Origin of the sequence: Melittangium boletus DSM 14713, assembly GCF_002305855.1 — a bacterium.
GTDB lineage: Bacteria > Myxococcota > Myxococcia > Myxococcales > Myxococcaceae > Cystobacter > Cystobacter boletus.
The window spans coordinates 5085859-5103795 of the sequence record NZ_CP022163.1 but is presented as its reverse complement, the minus strand read 5'-3'; the positions used below and the strand labels follow the sequence as shown (position 1 = coordinate 5103795).

At 70.7% G+C, this 17937-nt stretch carries 14 protein-coding genes; 8 read left to right on the top strand and 6 right to left on the bottom strand.

From position 1 onward, the window contains the following. Position 1: 1 nt before the first annotated feature. On the bottom strand, positions 2-328 hold the full coding sequence (locus MEBOL_RS21530) for a hypothetical protein (RefSeq protein ID WP_095979211.1): 327 nt from the start codon (positions 326-328) through the stop codon (positions 2-4). Positions 329-884: 556 nt separating this feature from the next. On the opposite strand from MEBOL_RS21530, the gene MEBOL_RS21525 reads away from it, so the two are divergent. Both MEBOL_RS21525 and MEBOL_RS21520 read left to right on the top strand, forming a co-directional pair. Beyond that, the gene (locus MEBOL_RS21525) at positions 885-2987 is read left to right on the top strand and encodes a PilZ domain-containing protein (protein WP_095979210.1); all 2103 of its coding nucleotides are present in this window, start codon (positions 885-887) and stop codon (positions 2985-2987) included. Between the two features lie 43 nt (positions 2988-3030). Continuing rightward, the gene (locus tag MEBOL_RS21520) at positions 3031-3792 is read left to right on the top strand and encodes a hypothetical protein (protein ID WP_095979209.1); all 762 of its coding nucleotides are present in this window, start codon (positions 3031-3033) and stop codon (positions 3790-3792) included. Here MEBOL_RS21520 and traC read toward each other — a convergent pair. Beyond that, a complete protein-coding gene (gene traC / locus MEBOL_RS21515) occupies positions 3786-5594 on the bottom strand; it encodes an outer membrane exchange accessory lipoprotein TraC (protein WP_342747644.1) in 1809 nt (602 codons plus the stop codon). The two genes, MEBOL_RS21520 and traC, sit on opposite strands and share 7 nt — an antisense overlap. A 204-nt stretch (positions 5595-5798) precedes the next feature. Here traC and MEBOL_RS21510 point away from each other — a divergent pair, with 204 nt between their 5' ends. The 4 genes from MEBOL_RS21510 (at position 5799) to MEBOL_RS21495 (ending at position 8898) form a co-directional block, all read left to right on the top strand. Beyond that, the gene (locus tag MEBOL_RS21510; protein WP_095979207.1) at positions 5799-6041 is read left to right on the top strand and encodes a hypothetical protein; all 243 of its coding nucleotides are present in this window, start codon (positions 5799-5801) and stop codon (positions 6039-6041) included. A gap of 197 nt (positions 6042-6238) precedes the next feature. After that, the gene (locus MEBOL_RS21505) at positions 6239-7207 is read left to right on the top strand and encodes a DUF4202 family protein (RefSeq protein ID WP_157775338.1); all 969 of its coding nucleotides are present in this window, start codon (positions 6239-6241) and stop codon (positions 7205-7207) included. Between the two features lie 70 nt (positions 7208-7277). Next, positions 7278-8078 (top strand): PIG-L deacetylase family protein, encoded by an 801-nt coding sequence (locus MEBOL_RS21500; protein ID WP_095979205.1) that lies wholly within the window; start codon positions 7278-7280, stop codon positions 8076-8078. Positions 8079-8091: 13 nt separating this feature from the next. Next, positions 8092-8898 (top strand): FRG domain-containing protein, encoded by an 807-nt coding sequence (locus MEBOL_RS21495; RefSeq protein WP_095979204.1) that lies wholly within the window; start codon positions 8092-8094, stop codon positions 8896-8898. On the opposite strand, the gene MEBOL_RS41315 is transcribed toward MEBOL_RS21495, so the two are convergent. The 4 genes from MEBOL_RS41315 to MEBOL_RS21480 all read right to left on the bottom strand — a co-directional run bounded on the left by MEBOL_RS41315 (position 8899) and on the right by MEBOL_RS21480 (position 13900). Next, on the bottom strand, positions 8899-9057 hold the full coding sequence (locus MEBOL_RS41315) for a hypothetical protein (RefSeq protein WP_157775336.1): 159 nt from the start codon (positions 9055-9057) through the stop codon (positions 8899-8901). It abuts the gene before it with no gap. Positions 9058-9179: 122 nt separating this feature from the next. Continuing rightward, complete coding sequence (locus MEBOL_RS21490; protein ID WP_095979203.1) at positions 9180-10310, bottom strand: hybrid sensor histidine kinase/response regulator; 1131 nt, start codon at positions 10308-10310, stop codon at positions 9180-9182. Between the two features lie 8 nt (positions 10311-10318). Next, the gene (locus MEBOL_RS21485; RefSeq protein ID WP_095979202.1) at positions 10319-10768 is read right to left on the bottom strand and encodes a response regulator; all 450 of its coding nucleotides are present in this window, start codon (positions 10766-10768) and stop codon (positions 10319-10321) included. Positions 10769-10771: 3 nt separating this feature from the next. Further along, on the bottom strand, positions 10772-13900 hold the full coding sequence (locus tag MEBOL_RS21480; RefSeq protein WP_095979201.1) for a GAF domain-containing protein: 3129 nt from the start codon (positions 13898-13900) through the stop codon (positions 10772-10774). A 187-nt stretch (positions 13901-14087) separates the two neighbouring features. On the opposite strand from MEBOL_RS21480, the gene MEBOL_RS41310 reads away from it, so the two are divergent. Beyond that, positions 14088-16106, top strand: coding sequence for a TonB-dependent receptor family protein (locus MEBOL_RS41310; RefSeq protein ID WP_170115561.1), 2019 nt, complete (start codon positions 14088-14090; stop codon positions 16104-16106). Positions 16107-16122: 16 nt separating this feature from the next. Next, positions 16123-17937 (top strand): acyl-CoA dehydrogenase, encoded by a 1815-nt coding sequence (locus tag MEBOL_RS21465; RefSeq protein WP_095982909.1) that lies wholly within the window; start codon positions 16123-16125, stop codon positions 17935-17937.

The window sequence follows — 17937 nt, the reverse complement described above, 5'->3', positions numbered from 1 at the left end:
ACTAGCCGAGGATGAGGCGCAGTTCCTCGAGCATCTCCCGCTCCTCGGCACGCAGCTCTCCGTCACTGGCGATGAGCGCCTGGACCGCCTCGAAGACCTCGTCCGAGCGGCCCTTCAGCAGCGCCAGGTCCGGCGCGGGCGGAGGAGCCCCCGCCTCCAGGGACTTCTTGAGGGCGGCCAGCTCCGGCTCCGGAACGCCCCAGCTGCGCGCCGCGCCCAGGATGACCCCCGCCTCGCGCGGATCCACCCGCTGGTCGCTCTGCGCGAGCTGCAACATCACCTTGAGCACTTCGACGTTGAAGAGATCGTCCTCGCTGGGTCTGGCCATGGAAAGCCCTCCGTCCCCGGAGCCTCGCCGTTCCTGGCGCGGACCGCCACGGCCTTCTGCCCCCACGCCAGACACCCCGGGTGTCGACTGGCCCACACTTCCGCCCGGAAATTGTCCGCCGTCCGCCCCCACCCCGGCGGGCCCCGTCGTGTCCCCGTCCGTGTAAAGCCTTCAATCCCAGCAATCCCTCTCACGGCATGGCGAGTGTTTCACCAGGAAAGAGTGACAAGCGGAGTGCCGCCGTAGACCTGTCAGCCCGGTAAAAGCCTGACAACCCCCTGCCCGCCTCCCGCAAGTCTTTGTTTGCACGGCTCCTCCCAGGAGCCGCTCTCGCGGGGAAATAGGCTCCTTCCGGGGTCCTCGCCGAGGGGGATGCACTTTTCCACCGTCACGGGGCATGGCCACACCATGAGCAATGAATGGCGGGTGAAGCCTTGACGGATGGGGGCTGGGGGCGCTCTCTTGGTGTGCGAGGGATTGAGTCTCCGGTGAAGAGCGCGTCACCGGAGCCAGGGTGCGAGCGGAACCGCGCCATCCCGTTGCGAGAGGAAACGCCATGCGTGAACACCAGGAGACTGCGACGGGAACGGCTCTCGCGGCCGGAACCTATTCGGGCTATTCGCTGCACGCTCAACGGCCCGAGCAAGGCATCAACCTCATCCTGTCCCAGCCGGGCATCAGCAGCAGCCGGGTGACGCGGCTGAGCCCCACGGCGGTCTGGGCCCTGGCGGAGCCGGGCACCGAGCTGCCCCCGCGCGAGCGTCCGTTGCAGATACTCCTCGACGACAACGGCCGCACCATCGGGCCGCTGCGCGGGGAAATCTTCTGGAGCGATCCGCGCCACCAGAACGCGCCCTTCGGCATCCAGTTCGTGGACGTGACGCTGGAGCAGGGCCGGCAGATCCTCTCCGTGCTGGACGTGGCCGCGCGCGAGGGACGCGCCCTGCCCGCCGTGTCGCCGCGCCCCATCGAGGAGGCGCTCGTCGACCCCGAGCGCATCCGCTCCATCCTCAAGGCCGTGTGCGTGATGAAGCACCAGGGCCTCTTGCGGCAGCTCGGCCGGACGATGCGCGTGTCGCTGGAGTATTTCGACGTGGAGGCCTCGCAGCTTCACTGGCGCCTGGAGGAGCCGGACGCGAACTGGGGCCCGGCGCCCCATGACATCGAGGTGGTGGGCTACAACTCCGCCTACCGGCTGCGCGTGCCCGCGCGGCAGGTGCGGGGCAACCGGCTGGTGACGCCCATTCCGCGGCAACTGTGGCGGGTGCGCCACCGCTCGCAGCGGCGAGTGCCCGCGCCCCCGGGCCTCCAGGTGCATTTCCACCACCCGCTGTGGAAGGAGCTGGGGGCGCGCGCGTGCGACGTGCTCGACGTGTCCTTCACCGGCCTGTCCCTGCGCGGCGCCCCGGACGAGCTCGTCTTCCCGGGCCTCATCCTGCGGCCCCTGGAGCTGCGGGACGCGGAGGGCGAGTCCGTGTGGCTGCGCGGCGAGGTGCGCTACGTGGGGGAGACGTGCGCGGACGGGCGGCGGATGCTCGGCCTGCAGGTGACGCCCCTGTCCCCCGAGGACGAGACGCGCTGGGTCCGGCTCGTCTCGCATTGCCTGTGTCCGAACACGCGCGGCGGCGAGGAGTGGCTGGAGCCGTTGTGGGAGCTGCTCGCCGACTCGGGCTACTTCAACCTCGCGGGCCAGGACGCGGAGCGCGTCGAGTCCCAGCGCGCCCTCTTCCTCGACACGAGCCGCCGCGCCGCCCAGGTGCCCCAGCTCTTCTGCCAGACGGTGTGGCCCTCGGAGCGGGGCGTGGAGGGCACGCTGTCCTCCGTGCGCGCCTACCGCCACGCCTGGCTCATCCACCAGCTCGCCAAGCGCCCCGGCAGGCCTCCCGGGGACGTGCCCCCCGGACAAATCCTACGCGACCTGCACGTGCGCACGCTGGAGCACGCCCAGAGCGATGCCGACTTCCGCTGGCTGCTCGCCTACGCCGACGCGAACAACCCCCTGCTCGAGCGCCTGCACCTGACGTACGCGCGCGCGTGCGAGGGCTCCGGCGAGGCGCTGGTGATGCCCGTGCGCATGCGGCAGGTGCACTGCGACGAGCCGAGCGGACAGCGCGGGAACGGCTTCGCGTGGGGCCCGGCCGACGCCGAGGAGCGCGTGCGCGTGGCCGAGGAGATCGCCCGCACCCGGCCCGCCGCCTATGTGGACGCGCTGGACCTGGCGCCCGAGCGGCTGGAGCTCCGGGGCACCGCCGAGGCATGGCGCGCGGCGGGCATGGAGCGCGAGCGCCAGGTGCTGGTGGCACGCCACGAGGGCCTGGCGGTGGCCGCCATCGTGGTGGAGCTGGCCCAGGAGGGCACGAACCTCTTCGGCCTGCTGGACACCGCGCGCCTCTTCCCACTCGCCCCTGGCGGGGAGGACACCTTCGTCACGCTGCTGGACGCGGCGCGGGCCTGGTACGCCGCGCGCGGCCGCGCCTCGTTCACCCTCGTGTCCGAGCGGGAGGAGGACGAGGCGCCGCTCGCCGGGACCCGCCTGCACGAGGTCCCCGGCACGCGCCCCTGCCTGTGGTTGCTGTCCGCGCGAATGCTGCCCGAGTTCCTGGAGTACGTGAGCGAGGCGACCGTGGGCCGCCTGCCGCCCGCGGCTCCCGACGCCTGAACGACATTGCCTGGTTTTCCCGCCCGCACTCAAGAGGAACCCCATGAGTCTGCTCAAGGAGTTGTACGAGCCCTACATCCTGCCCGCGCGCGCGCGCCTCTCGACCGATGGGGTGATACGCCGGCTGGGCGACGCCACGCTCGAGCCGCACGTGCTGGAGCGCTTCTTCATCCAGTATCACGCGCTCGGTGTGTACATGACCGAGCCGCTCGAGAGCTGGGTGCGCCGCGAGGGCCAGCGCTGCCTCATGCAGGGCCTGGACTCGCTCGGCAAGGGCCTGCTCGCCCAGGCGCGCCAGGAGGCCCAACAGCACGTGATGCTGACCGATGACCTGCGCCTGCTGGTGCGCCGCTGGAACCTGCGCCGTTCCGGTCCGCTGCATTCGGAGCGGCTGCTCGCGCAGTTTCCCACCGACGCGATGCGCGACTGGCGGCTCCTCGTCGAGGACACGCTGACGGGAGAGCCGCCGGGAGCGCAGATCGCGCTCGCGTACGAGGTCGGCCATTTCATCCAGACGGTGGGGCCGGTGCTGCTGGCCCACGTGGCGCGGGGGCTCGGCCGGGAGACGATCGACGGCCTCACCTACCTCAAGGAGAACTCCCAGCCGGCCACCGGGCGCGCCATCACCCAGGCGCGGATGATGGAGGAGCTGCTGCGCACGATGCCGGAGAACGCCCAGGTGCTCGCGGAGCTGGGAACCGAGATGATCAACATCCACCTGCGCTTCCTCGAGGACTGTCTGCAATCCGCCGAGGCGGCGCTATGGAGTCAACCCCCGGCCGCCCCTCACCGCCCTCCTCACTGACCGAAGAGGGCCTGGGGATTGTCCAGACCGCGCGCGCGCGCGAGCGGCAGGAGGATGTCCTGGGGAGGGGCATCCGCGGTGAGCAGGAGCGCGCGCACGGCCGTCTCCACCACGTCCTCGGCGCTTGGGCGCACCATGCCCCGGCGCGCGTCCTCCACCCGCCGCTGGCGGTAGACGTCGAAGCGCTCCATCACGCGCGAGGCGATGGACTCCATGGCCTTGTCACCCGACTCCACGCGCAGCTCCGCCTCGCTGCGCAGCTGCACGGGATCCGCCAGCACCCCCACCTTGTCATAGGCCTTGTTGGACGAGTCCTCGTGCATGGCCACGTAGTCGCCGGTGTGCGGCGAGCCCGCCGCGGCGTCCTTGGACAGGTCCACCAGGCGCTCGGTGACGGTGGCCGTCAGGGACAACCGGTGCAGCTCCACGTCGTAGGGGTAGTCGGCGTAGACGGGCTCCTCCACCGTCAGGGGCTCGCGGTACCAGGAATCCCGGCCGCGCTGCACCTCGCGCCGCTGGAGCTCGGCGGCCTCCTGCGCCCCCTCGAGCTTGCGCTCCAGCTCCAAGGCGCCCTGGGAGCGCCGCGCGTAGGAGTCCTCTTCCTGCATGCACTGGGCATTGCAGCGCGAGGGGTCACACTCCTTGGGAATCTCCCCCGGCTTGCCCCGGCCGATGGCGGCGTTGCACTCGGACAGGGCGGTGAGGCACGCCTTGCGCTCGCGGTCCCGGCAGCGGCCGGCCACCTCGCGCGCCTGCACCAGCTCGTCCTGCCGGCGCAGGTACTCGCGCAGCACGCCGCCCAGCCGGCGCTCCACCTCCTCGAGCTTGCGCTCCTGGGTGAGCAGCGCCGTCTCCAGCTCCAAGCGGCGCGGATTGGGCACCGCCTTGTTCGTCACCACGTAGCGCGTGGACTTCTGGGCCTGCTCCACCGACTTCACCGGCAGCACCCGCTCCAACGCCAGCCCCACGCGCACGCCCTCATGGTCCTTGGGCGCCTCGGTGGTGATGACGCGGATGGGCACCTCCTGCGGCAGCATGGCCGCGAGCCGGCCTGGCGACAGCCGCTGCAGCACGTCCGGCGCGTTGGCCTTGTCCTCCGCGGGCGAGGTCACCACCATGAAGGCGACCTCGTCCTGGAGCTTGCGGCGCACGGCCTCGGCGCGCTCCCGGGCGGGCGTGGCGCCCACCAACTCCTGGTCGGCGCGGACGTACGACATCAGCGCGTTGCCCAGCTTGCCCTCCTCCTCCAGCCGCGTGGCGTTGGTGAACCACCGGCGCGCGAACGCCGTGCGCACCGCCTTCACGCCCTTGAGCGCCGCGCCGTGCTGGGCATCCACCGCCAGCACCGCGTCGAACTCCGCCCGGGCCTCCTGCAGCTTGTCTTCCTTGAGCGCCTTCTGGGCCACCGCCACCCGCGCCTCCAACGTCTGCTCGAGCGCCGTCCTCGCCTCGGCGTTGTCCCCGTCCAGCTCGAGCGCGCGCACGAGCAGCGGCGTGGCCCCGGCCAGGTCCCCCTGGGCGCGCTTGGCCTCGGCGGCCTGGAGCACCTCGGCGCTCCACGCCCGGCGCATGTCGCGCAGCTTCACCTTCACCTCCGAGTCCCCGGGCTCCGCGGCGAGGGCGCGCTGGTAGGCGGCCTCCGCCTGGGCCCACTGGCGCTGGGTGGTGAAGGAGTCTCCTTCCTTCACGGCACGGGCGAAGGTCGTGCACCCCACCGCGGCGAGCAGGGCGAACAGCGACAGGGCGAGCATCCCCCATCGACGGGCGGGGGCGGACGAGGCGGAGTCGGAGTGAGAACGCACCCAGGCATCTTCGGGGAAAGCCCGCGTGGGATGAAGCACACAATCCATGCCCGCCCGCTCTCCGTGCCGCCTGGGCATGGGGTCGACAGGAGACGCCGAGTGGCTCCATCCCCCGGTTTTCACTCGGGAATGTCACCGGGGCGCGGTGCGTATGCACTCCATCCCCGAGGGGGGAAGATCTCTAAAGAGAGGAGAACCAGCGACATGGCCTGTCCGCCACCCAAGCCCAATCCCACCGAGCTGCGCCTGCCCATGTGGGCGGAGCACTGCCGCGTCGAGGACTACCGCAACGTCAACTGCCGCTCCTATGGGCGCTGCATCGACATGGCCGTCCGCGCGGATTGGGAGGGCTTTACCTGCCAGAAGTGTCCCCTGTTCCACGAGGATGCCGCGCCCCGGGCTGATCGGTTCGCCTTTGATCAACCCTCGGACAACGGCCGTCCGTAGAAGTCGAGTCCAGACGTCCCCCGGCCCAATCCGCCCGGATGTGCACCAGCGCACGGCTCCGGGCGGGCCGGGCCGGTCCCAGCGCCGTGAAATGCCTCCCGCCCGACGTCCGAGCCCACACACCGCGTCCGGGCCCTGGCCTTTCCAGACGCACCACCGCACCTTGGCATCGCCATACGAGGGGGGAGGGACACACCATGATCCGACAGCTCCTGCTGTCCGAAACCAACCAGGCAAGCGAGGGGCCGAGGCCCACTCCGGGCGCGCTCGCCCTCCTGGCCGCGGAGTTTCCAACCCTCACCCAAATCACCCATCCACCCGGCAAGGGCTCGGCCGTGGTGCATCTGGACGTCCAGGAGTGGCGGGCCCCGGGCTTCGACCCCTGGAGCTGGGACGAGCGCGTCTTCGGCGCCGCCGTCCAGGCCGCGGGCGGGCACGGGCTCACCCTGCACCTGTCGGGCGCGCCCCGCCAGGCGCTCGCCACCGCGGCGCTGGAGATCCTCACGCGCTACCAGGGGCTCATCGGCCGCCGCAACGCCGCGTCCGCGAGTCCCCTCTTCGACTCCCTGCTCGCGCACCTGCGGGCCCTGCATGACCTGAGCGAGCCGCTCTTCCGCGAGGACTTCCGGCACGCGCTGGACACCTGGCAGTGGGTGCTGAGGCTCGCGCCGGAGGCGAACCTGGCGCTCCAGGCCGCGGCGCTCTTCCATGACGTGGAGCGCACGCGCTCCGATCTGGGCACCCGCGTGGAAAACCCCGCCCTCGACTACCAGTCCTTCAAGGACGCGCACGCCGAGCGGGGCGCGGCCCTCGCCAACACGGTGATGACCCGGGTGGGCATGGAGCCCCACGAGCGCGAGCACGTGTGCTGGCTCATCCGCAACCATGAGCGCTCGGAGCCCAACGCGGAGCTCGCGCTGCTCAACGAGGCGGACGCGCTGTCCTTCTTCTCGCTCGAGGCCTCGGGCTTCGCGCGCACCTTCACCCGCGCGCAGACCCGGCGCGAGATGACCCACACCCTGGCGCGGTTGCGGCCGCTCCAGCGCTGGCGGCTGGCGCGCATCCGGCTCGCGCCCCAGGTGCGCCGGCTGCTGGAGGAAGTCATGGGCGCGGCGCCTCTGCCCGCGATGATGCCGGAACCGGGTGGATTGAAGCGCTGGGCTTGAGACGTGGGCGAGAGAGCTGGAGCGGGACGGGAGGTGTCGGTGGACAGGAAGCCAGCGAGGGGGTGTGACCATGTGGCCGCCCGATGAGAACATCCAGATGGAAGGCCTCACGCCCCGCGAGGGGCGCACCGTGGCCGAGGTCCTCGGGCCCCTGGTGCCCATGCAGGCGCTGCGCGGCTCGGTGCTGTTCGTGGCGGCGCACCCGGACGACGCGGTGCAGGGGGCCTCGTGGCTCTTGCGCCAGAGCCCGGGCTGCCACGTCGTGCACGTCACCGATGGAGCGCCCCGGGACGCCGCCCCACGGGGCCTCACGCGCGAGGCCTACGCACGCCAGCGCGAGGTGGAATCCTTCGCGGCCCTGGCGCTCGCGGGGCTGTCCGCGGACCAATTGCTCTCGCTGGGGGCGGTGGCCGGGGAAGCGCCCCAGGAGCTCGTCACGCTCACCGAGTGCCTGATGGCCCTCATCAAGGCCCTGCGCCCCTCGCTGCTCGTCGTCCCCCCTTACGAGGGAGGACACCCGGACCATGACGCCGCCGCCTTCATCTCGCACTCGGCCGTGGCGCTGCTGGTCCGCGCGGGACGCACCGCCCCCTCGCTCCTGGAGATGCTGTCTCCAGCGGGAGGGGCTTCCGCGCCAGCCGTGGCCACCGTGGCCCTCACCGACGAGGAACGCGCCGCCAAGCAGCGGATGCTCGCCTGTGCCCACTCGCGCGAAGCGCCTCTCTCCGCGTGGGCACAGGAGCGCTACCGGCGCGCGCCGCGCTACGACTTCACCCGGCAGCCCCGCGAGGGGATGACGGCGAGCCCGTGGCGGCGCCTGGCGCGGCAAGCACTGGAGGAGTTGAAGCTCATCGACACCCCCTGGCATTGAAGCCGAGGACACCGTGCTCGAACATCAAGTGAGCAGCTGGGTGGAGTTGCAGGAACTGCTCTTCGCGGGCTCGTGGAACGAGAGCCTGCACCGCTTCCGGCCCACGCTGGCCTTCCGAGGTGCGCCCAACGCGAGCCACGACCTGGCCACGAGCCTCAACCGGCGGGGCGGCGACTACTCGCGCCAGGAACACGTCATGCTGCGCGCCTTCCGCAAGTACGCGCGCGGCACGTCCAATCCGTGCGACACGCTCTGGGACTGGCTCGCGCTCGCCCAGCACCACGGCCTGCCCACGCGGCTGCTCGACTGGACGTTCAGCCCCTACGTGGCGCTGCACTTCCTCACGGAGAACACGGAGCTGTACGGCATGGACGGCGTGGTGTGGTGCGTGGACTACCGCGAGACGAACCGGCTGCTGCCCCGTCCCCTCAAGAACCAGTTGCAGAAGGAGGGCGCGGACGTGTTCAGCGCGGAGATGCTGGCCGAGGTGACGCCGACGTTGAGCAGCTTCAACCAGCTCACCCGCCGCTCCTTCGTGCTCTTCTTCGAGCCGCCCTCGCTCGACGAGCGCATCGTCAACCAGTTCGCCCTCTTCTCGGTGATGAACGACGCCTCGTCGCGGCTGGACGAGTTCCTCCAGCACCAGAAGAAGGGCGTGCGCCGGCTCATCGTCCCCGCACGGCTCAAGCGCGAGGTGCGTGACAAGCTCGACCAGGCCAACATCACCGAGCGGGTGCTCTTCCCGGGCCTGGACGGGCTGTCGCGCTGGCTGCGCCGCTACTACAACCCCCGGCCGCCCGGAGCGCCCGAGGGTCTGTGATCAGTAGGCGTGAACGTCACCGGGAGAGGGCGGGCGCTGGTCCTTGGTGACCCGCCCTTCCCGCTGCACGCGTCTGTCACCCATCTTGCTGATGCCCCCGAGGACGAGGGTGAGGACGATCGTCAGGAAGAACAGAACGAAGGCGATGAGGAATGCCATGGAGAGACCTCCTTTTATAAGGAAGGTAGGCCTCCCTCCCCCCTTCGCCCAGCACCCTCCCCGGCCACGCATTCCACGCTTCGGGATGCCCGCTCGCCCCCCAGGAAGGCACGAAGGCCGGCTCAGGACTTCGTGGGCGCGGGGGCCCGACGCGGCAGGTGCCACCAGAAGCAGGTGCCATCCACGGCGGTGGATCGCACCTGGAGCACGCCCTCGTGGGCCTTCACGATTTCGTGGGTGATGTAGAGTCCGAGCCCCAACCCCGAGCGCGCCCGGACCTCGCCGCCGCCCCGCACGAAGGGGTCGAAGATGTGCGACATGCGCTCGGGAGGGATGGGATCGCCGCCGTTGTGCACCTCCACCCGGACGCCCTCGCCCTCGTCTCGCGCCACCACTCGCACCGGGCTGTCCTCGGGGGAGTACTGCACCGCGTTGCCCACCAGGTTGCTGGCGGCCTGGGCGATGCGGCCCGCGTCCCATTCGCCCCAGCCATTGCCCTCCACGCTCAACTCGAAGCGCCGCTGGGGGTGCGCCACCTCCAGCTCCTCCACCACCTGGCGCAACACGTCGTGCACGTTCGTCCGCGTGCGCTGCAACGAGTACCCGCCTCCCAGCCGCGTGCGCGTGAAGTCGAGCAGGTCGTTGATCATCTTCGCCATCCGGTCCGAGGAGTGCGCGATGCGGTGGACGGCCTTGCGCTGGGGCTCGGACAGGCCGCCGTAGCGCATGAGCAGCGCGGCGTTGCCGGAGATGGCCTGCAAGGGGTTGCGCAAATCATGGCCGAGGATGCCCAGGAACTGCTCGCGGAACACCGCCGTCCGACGGGCGGCCTCCTCGCGCTTGAGACTCTCCTCGGCCCGCTTGCGCTCGATGGCGTAGCGCAGCGCGCGCACCAGGAGCGGACCCGTCACCTGCCCCTTCACCAGATAGTCCTGCGCGCCCGCGTACACCGCGCGCATGGCGAGCTGCTCGTCGTCCGTACCCGTGAGCACCACCACGGGCAGCGTGGGCGCCACCTGAGACAGCCGCTCGATGTTGGACAGCCCGTGCCCATCCGGCAGCGACAGATCCAATAGCACCACGTCCAGGCCCGGCTCCCGCGCCGCCTCCACGGCCTCCGCCAGGCGCGTCACGTGGAGCACGTCGAACCGGACTCGCGTCACGTCCTTGAGCTCTTCCCGCAGGAGCCGGGCGTCCCCGGGATTGTCCTCCACCAGGAGCAGCCGCAGCGCGCGTGCCTCATCCACCCTCATGGCCCCTCTCACTCGTTCGTGGGCAGCCGCACCACGGACAGCCAGAAGTCGTCGATGGATTTCACCACGGAGATGAACTGCTCCAGATCCACGGGCTTGGTGATGTAGCAATTGGCGTGCAGATCATAGGTGCGCAGGATGTCCTCCTCCGCCTTGGACGTGGTGAGCACCACCACGGGGATGCGGCGCAGGAGCGAGTCCTCCTTGATTTCGGCCAGCACCTCGCGGCCGTCCTTCCTGGGCAGGTTCAGGTCCAACAGGATGAGGTCCGGCCGTGAGGCGTTCGCGTGAGGACCCTCACGGCGCAGGAAGGCGAGCGCCTCCACGCCGTCACGGGCAATGGACAGGTGGTTGCGCACCTTGCCCTCCTTGAGGGCCTCGATGGTCAAGCGCACGTCGCCGGGGTTGTCCTCCACCAGGAGGATCTCGATGGGCCGTCCAGAAGTCTCGTCACGCATGGGTCAGGCCTTCACCGGGGAGGGAACGGCGGGCAGGGTAAACCAGAACGTCGTGCCCTGGCCGGGTTGTGAGTCCAGGCCGATCCGGCCCCCGTGCCGCTCGACGATCTTCTTGCAGATGGCCAGGCCAATACCCGTGCCCGGGTAGTCCTCCTTGTTGTGCAACCGCTGGAAGATGACGAAGATTCGCTCGAAGTACTGCGGCTCGATGCCAATGCCGTTGTCCTCCACGGTGAAGCGCCACATGTCGCCCTGGCGCTCGGCCTCCACCAGCACGCGGCTCTGCGCCTCTCCCCGGAACTTGATCGCGTTGCCCACCAGGTTCTGGAAGAGCTGGATGAGCTGGGTCTCGTCGGCCATCACCGGGGGCAAGCCGCCCTGGATGACCGTGGCCCCCGTCTCGTCCCTCAGCGCCTTGAGATTGTCCAAGGCCCGCTCCAACGCCTGGCGCGAGTCGATCGCCTTGAACTCGTGACCCCGGGTGCCCACGCGCGAGTAGGCCAGCAGATCCTGGATGAGCCGCTGCATGCGGTTGACGCCATCCACCGCGAAGCCGATGAACTCGTCCGCGTCCGAATCCAGCCGGCCCTTGTAACGCCGCGCGAGCAACTGCGTATAGCTGGCCACCATGCGCAGGGGCTCCTGCAGATCATGCGAGGCCACGTAGGCGAACTGCTGCAACTCCTCGTTGGAGCGCGCCAGCTCCGTGACGTGCGCCTGCAGGGCCAGCTCGGCGCGGCGGCGCTCGACGCCCTGGGCGAGCGCCTCGGCCACCGTGGCCAGCGTGCTGAGCGTTTCCTCCTCCAGGGGCTGCACGCCGAAGACACCAAACACGCCCACGAGCTGGCCGCGCACCATCAACGGAACGCCCAGGAAGGACACCAGCCCCTGCAACTGCATCCACTCGCGCGAGCGCACGCCGGGGTGTTGCTGCGCGTCGTTGATGAGCAGGGGCTGACGCGTCTGGCCCACCGAGCCGGCGAAGCCCTCGCCCAGGGACAGGCGCTCGGCCTGGATGGCCGTGGGAATCTGGATGCCGGCATGGCCTTCCCTGACCAGCTGCCGGGCCTCTCCGTCCCACGACCAGATCTGCACCAGGGGCAAGGTCGGCAGGCAGCGCGTCATCACCTCCGCGCACTCCTGCATCATCCGCGCGGGGGTGCTCTCACGCGCGAGCACCTCGCTCACCCGGACACGCAGGGCGTTGAGCTGACGGGTGCGCTGCTCGCTCTCGAGCCGGCGCGCGGCCTCCTCGGCCTGGCGCTGGGCGGTGACATCCAGGCTGGTGCCGATCCACTCGCGCACCTCGCCCTTGGCTCCGCGCAGGGGAACGGCGCGGGCGAGCGTGGCGGCGTAGGAGCCATCCGCGCGGCGCACCCGCAGCTCCACCTCATAGGGCTTCTTGAGCGCCCGCCCCGCCTCCCAACCCCTCCGCACCCGCTCCTGATCCTCCGGGTGGACGACCGACAGCCAGCCGAAGCCCCGGAACTCCTCGTACGTCTGACCGGTGAACTCACGCCAGGAAGGCGAGTCCTCGCGCACCATGCCGTCCGCTCCCGTGGCCCACACCGCCTGGGAGGACGCGTTGACGAGCGAGCGGAAGCGCTCCTCCGCCTGGGCCCGCTGCTGGTAGAGCCGGGCGTTGTCCATCGCCACGGAGGCCTGCGCGGCGATGCCCTCGGCGAGCTGGGCGTGACTGGGTTTGAAGAGCCCCGGCTCGGGATGGCCGAAGAACAACCCCCCCAGCACCTCGCCCGACCGGCTCTTCACGGGCACCGCCAGGTAGCTGCGCACGAGCGGGTGGCCCGCGGGCGCACCGAAGTGCGGGGCGCTCTTGCCATGGCTCGGATGGCGCGTCACGTCGTCCAGGAGCACGGTGCCCTCGCCCCGGAGGGTGCTCTCGAAGAGGGCGGTGACCCGCGGCAGGGGCAGGCTGGCGAACCGGTCCTTCGACGCGCCCGCGAAGGTGAACAGCCGCTGGGGCTCGCCGCGCTCGTCCGAGCGGTTCTCGAAGAAGGCGCCGAACGAGGCCCCCGTGAGGGACACCGCCGCGTCGGTGAGGATCTGGGCGAGCCGCGCGGGATCCAACTCCGACGCCAGGGACATGCCCACGCGATGGAGCGTCTCCGAGACCCGCTGCTCCTCCTCCTTGCGCCGCAGGGCCTCCTGGGCCTCGCGGTACAGCCGCGCGTTGTCCACGGCCAGCGCGGCGCGGGCGGCGATCTGCTCGACGAGCGACATGTCCTCGGGAGTGAAGAGCCGGCCGGACTCGGCGGTGACGAGCTGGAGCACGCCCAGGGTACGGCCCCGCGCGATGAGGGGCACCAGGATGAAGGAGCGCAGACCCAGCTCCCGGATGATGCGCAGATGCTCCGCGTCCTGCGCCGCCTTCACCAGCCTCTCGTCGGGAATCTCCGCGACGAGCTCCGGGCGGCCGGTGCGCAGGACCTGGTACATGCCCGAGGAAGACTTGGGGCTGGGCGGATAGCGCCAGCGCAACTCCCAGGCGAGCTCCACCTTCGCTGGAGCCACGTGCGCCACCCCGAGCAGGCGCAACTTCCCGTCCTCGTCCACCATCTCCAGCGAGCACCAGTCCGCGAGCCGGGGCACGGCCAGCTCGGTGAGCGCCTTGAGCGTCGTCTCGTAATCCAGCGAGGACGTCAGCAGCGTGCTCGCCTCGGAGAGGAAGCGCAGGGCCTCCGCGGCGCGCTTCTGATCATCGATGTCCGTACAGGTTCCGAACCACTTGACGATGCGGCCCTCGGCATCGCGCACGGGCTGGGCCCGCCCGAGGAACCAGCGGTAGACGCCATCATGGCGCTGACAGCGGTACTCCACCTCGTAGGCCTCTCCGGTGCGCAGCGAGTGCTGCCAGCGCCGGGTCGCCTCGGGCACGTCGTCCGGATGGAAGGGCAGACACCAATTCGCCCCGAGCGTCGAGCCCAGCGCCTTACCGGTGTAGTCGTACCAACGCTGGTTGAAATAGTCGTGGTGGCCATCGGGCCGGGTCGTCCAGACGAGCTGGGGAATGGTCTCGGCGAACTGCCGGAAGGTGACCTCGGCATCGGGGCCGCTTGAGGCGTGGACCAACGAGGAGTGGACGTCCGGGGCGTGGGGCGCGGTGGAGTTCATGGAGGCGGGAAGACGACGTTACCAATCCCCCGGGCTCCCAAGACACGTGTCCCGGTGGACCCAGCTCCGGTTTCGACCAACCGACAGTTGCGACCCGTCGGAAGCGAGTGGCGGTCCGGAGCAGTGGCGGGAAGCCCTGGGAGCGGGCAGAGAGGGCCCTTTCCCTCGAAGCGGAAAGGTTCCCCGGATGTCCTGGCTCCTGCCTGGCGCGCTCCTGGCCCTCGGCCTGGCACAGACGCCCCTCCCCGATAACTCCTCACCCGGTACGGGGGAGACCCTGGTGGTGGCGCCCCGGGTGCCCACGCCCCTGACCCGCACCCCGGCGGCGGTGAGCGTCGTGGAGCGGGGAGACATCCAGGACGCCCGTCCCACGCTGGGCCTCTATGAATCGCTGGTGGGTGTGCCGGGGCTGGTGGTCCAGAGCCGCGACAACGCCTCCCAGGACCTCAGACTCTCCTTGAGGGGATTCGGGGCTCGCTCGGCGTTTGGCATCCGGGGGGTCACGGTGGTGGTGGATGGCTTCCCGGAGACCCTGCCGGACGGGCAGACGAACGTGGACAGCCTGGATCTGGCGATGGTGTCGCGCATCGAGGTGCTTCGGGGGCTCGCCTCCTCGCTGTATGGCAACGCGGCGGGCGGGGTGGTGAGCCTCACCACGGAGGATGGTCCCGAGCGGCCCTTCGTGGAGGCTCGCACGGTGAATGGGGACTTCGGCCTGTGGAAGCTGAACGTGAAGGGCGGGGGCACGAGCGGCCCCGTGCGCTGGCTGGTGGGAGCATCCCGGCTGGAGCGGACGGGCTGGAGGCCTCAATCGGCCACGCGGCAGGTGCAGTTCAACGGCAAGGTGGGCTGGACGCCGAGTGAGCGCGCGGAATGGACGGCGGTGCTGTCACTGGTGGACGCGCCGGAGGCGGAGGACCCCGGAGCCCTGACGCGCGAGGAGGTGGAGGCGGATCCCCGGCGGGCGGCGCCACTCAACCTGAGCGCCCGGGCGGGAGAGGCCGTGCGGCAGGGCCGGCTGGGGCTGACCTATCGCCAGCGACTGGGTGAGGCGCACGAGGTGGAGGCGCGGGGCTTCCTGTCGCTGCGACGCTTCCAGAACGCCCTGCCCGGGGTGGTGGTGGCGTTCGACCGGACCTTCGACGGTGTGTCGGCGCGCTATACGAATCGCGCGCCCCTGCTTGGGCGGCGCAACCGGCTGACGCTCGGGGCCGAGGCGCAATCCCAATCGGACCTGCGGAAGAACTTCGACAATGTGGAGGGGCGGCCCGGCGCCACGCGGCAGTTGGACCAGCGCGAGGACGTGGCGGGGCTGGGGCTCTTCGCGCAGGAGGAGTGGGAGCCACGCGAGCACCTGACGGTGGTGGCGGGAGCGCGCTACGACGTGTCGCGCTACGCGGTGGAGGACTTCCTGAAGGAGGACGGGGACGGCACGGGGACGCGCACCTTCCAGCAACCCACGGGGCGGCTGGGGCTCATCTGGGCGCCGGAGCAGCGGGTGTCGCTCTTCGCGAGCTTCACCCAGTCCTTCGAGGCCCCCACGACGACGGAGCTGGCGCTGCCCCCGGGCGCGGGAGGCGGGCTGTCGCGCGAGCTGCGGCCCCAGCGCTCGAACGGAGTGGAGTTCGGAGCGCGGGGCCTGCTGGGCGGCTGGCTGCGCTATGACGTGGCGCTGTTCTCGGTGTGGCTCCGGGATGGGCTGGTGCGCTTCGAGGACGAGAGCACGCGCGCCTACTACCGCAACACGGCGCGCTCGCGACACCTGGGCGCGGAGGTGGCCCTGGAGGCCCGGGTGACGGAGCGCCTGCGGATGCGGGCGGCCTACAACGCGCTGCGGGCCACGCTCGAGGACGGCGCGCTCCGAGGCAAGAAGGTGCCGGGCATCCCCACCCACCAGGCGAGCGCGGACGTGGTGTACCAACACCCGAGTGGCCCCCTGGCGGCGGTGGAGGTCTACAGCGCGGGAGGCCTGTACGCGGATGACGCGAACACGGTGCGCGTGCCACTCGCCTGGGTGGTGAACGCGAGGCTCGGACACCGCTTCCCCTTGGGCGCGTTCGAGGTGAGCCCCTTCCTGGGATTCCAGAACCTCTTCTCGGCGCCCTTCATTGACAACGTGCGGGTGAACGCCGCCCGGGGACGCTACTTCGAGCCCGCCTCACCGCTCACGCTCTACGCGGGCGTGGGGCTCGCCCACCGCTGGTGAGATAGACTTCATGCCCATGACCGCGCCCGCCTCCAATCCCCTGCTCTCCGATCGTGACGTGGACTTCCAACTCCACGAGGTGCTGGACACGGAGTCCCTTTGCCGGCTGCCCGCCTTCGCGGACCACTCGCGCGAGACGTTCACCCTCTTCCTGGACAGCACGCGCCGCTTCGCGCGGGATGTGCTCGCGCCCACCTACCGGCTCATGGACGCCGAGCCGCCCTCCTTCCGGGATGGCCGCGTCCACACGCACCCGCTGATGCGCGCGCTCTATCCCCAACTGGTGGAACTCGGGCTGCTCTCCGCCACGCGTCCAGTCGAGGTGGGCGGCCAGCAATTGCCCCTCACGGTGTACTCGCTCGCCTCGGCCTACCTGATGGCGGCCAACCTCAGCGCGTACGCGTTCATCGGTCTCACCGCGGGCGCGGCACACCTCATCGAGGCCTTCGGGACGCCCTGGCTCAAGGACACGCTCATGGCGCCCATGTACTCGGGCGAGTGGACGGGCACCATGGCGCTCACCGAGCCGCAGGCGGGCAGCAGCCTCGCGGACGTGCGCACACGGGCCACTCCCGCCGAGCACGGCAGCTACCGCATCAGCGGCTCGAAGATCTTCATCAGCGGAGGAGACCAGGACTTCACCCAGAACGTGGTGCACCTCACGCTCGCGCGCGTCGACGGAGCGCCCCCGGGCACGCGCGGCCTGTCTCTCTTCGCCATCCCCGCGCGCCGGCTCGAGGGCGGGCGGCTCGTGGACAACGACGTGCGGGTGACGGGCGCCATCCACAAGATTGGCTGGAAGGGCATTCCCAGCCTGGCGCTCAACTACGGCGAGGGCGGGGACTGTCACGGCTGGCTGGTGGGCCAGGAGGGCAAGGGCCTCACGCACATGTTCCAGATGATGAACGAGGCGCGCATCATGGTGGGTCTCAACGGCGTGGCGACGGCGTCGGTAGCCTACCAGGAGGCGCTGGCCTACGCGTGCAACCGGCCCCAGGGGCGGCTCGCGTGGGAGAAGGACGCCGCGCGGCCCCAGCGCCCCATCGTCGAGCACGCGGACGTGCGGCGGATGCTCCTGCGCCAGAAGACCATCGTGGAGGGAGGCCTGTCGTTGCTCGCGGCGGCGGCGTGGTACGCGGACGTGGCGGCCCACGGTGCGACGCCCGAGGAGCGTGAGCGCGCGGGCCTGCTGGTGGACCTGCTCACGCCCCTGGCCAAGACATTCCCCGCGGAGAAGGGCTTCGAGGCCAACACCCTGGCGGTGCAGGTGCACGGCGGCTACGGCTATTCGACGGAGTACCTGCCCGAGGCCTGGCTGCGCGACCAGAAGCTCAACAGCATCCACGAGGGCACCACGGGCATCCAGGGGTTGGATCTGCTCGGGCGCAAGGTGGTGGCGGCGGGAGGCGCGGCCCTGCGCGCGTTCGGCGAGGAGGTGGACGCCACGGTGGAGCGGGCACGCCAGGCGGGCGTGGATCCGGCGTGGGGCGAGGCATTGGAGAAAGCGACGCGCGACGTGATGGAGCTGACGCTGGAGCTGGGGGCGGCGGGCATGGCGGGCGACGTGGAGCGGATGCTGCGCCACAGCGCGGACTACATGGAGCTGTTCTCCGTGCTGGCGGTGGCGTGGCGATGGCTCGCGCAGGCGGCGGCGGCGCGCGAGGGGCTGTCCCGGGGACTCGAAGGACAGGAAGGACGGGACTTCTACGAGGGCAAGCTCGCGGCGGCGCAATACTGGCTGCACACGGAGCTGCCCCGGGTCGGCCTGCTGGTGACGCTGTGCCGCACGGGCGAGGACTCGTACACACGGATGAAGCCCGGATGGTTCTGA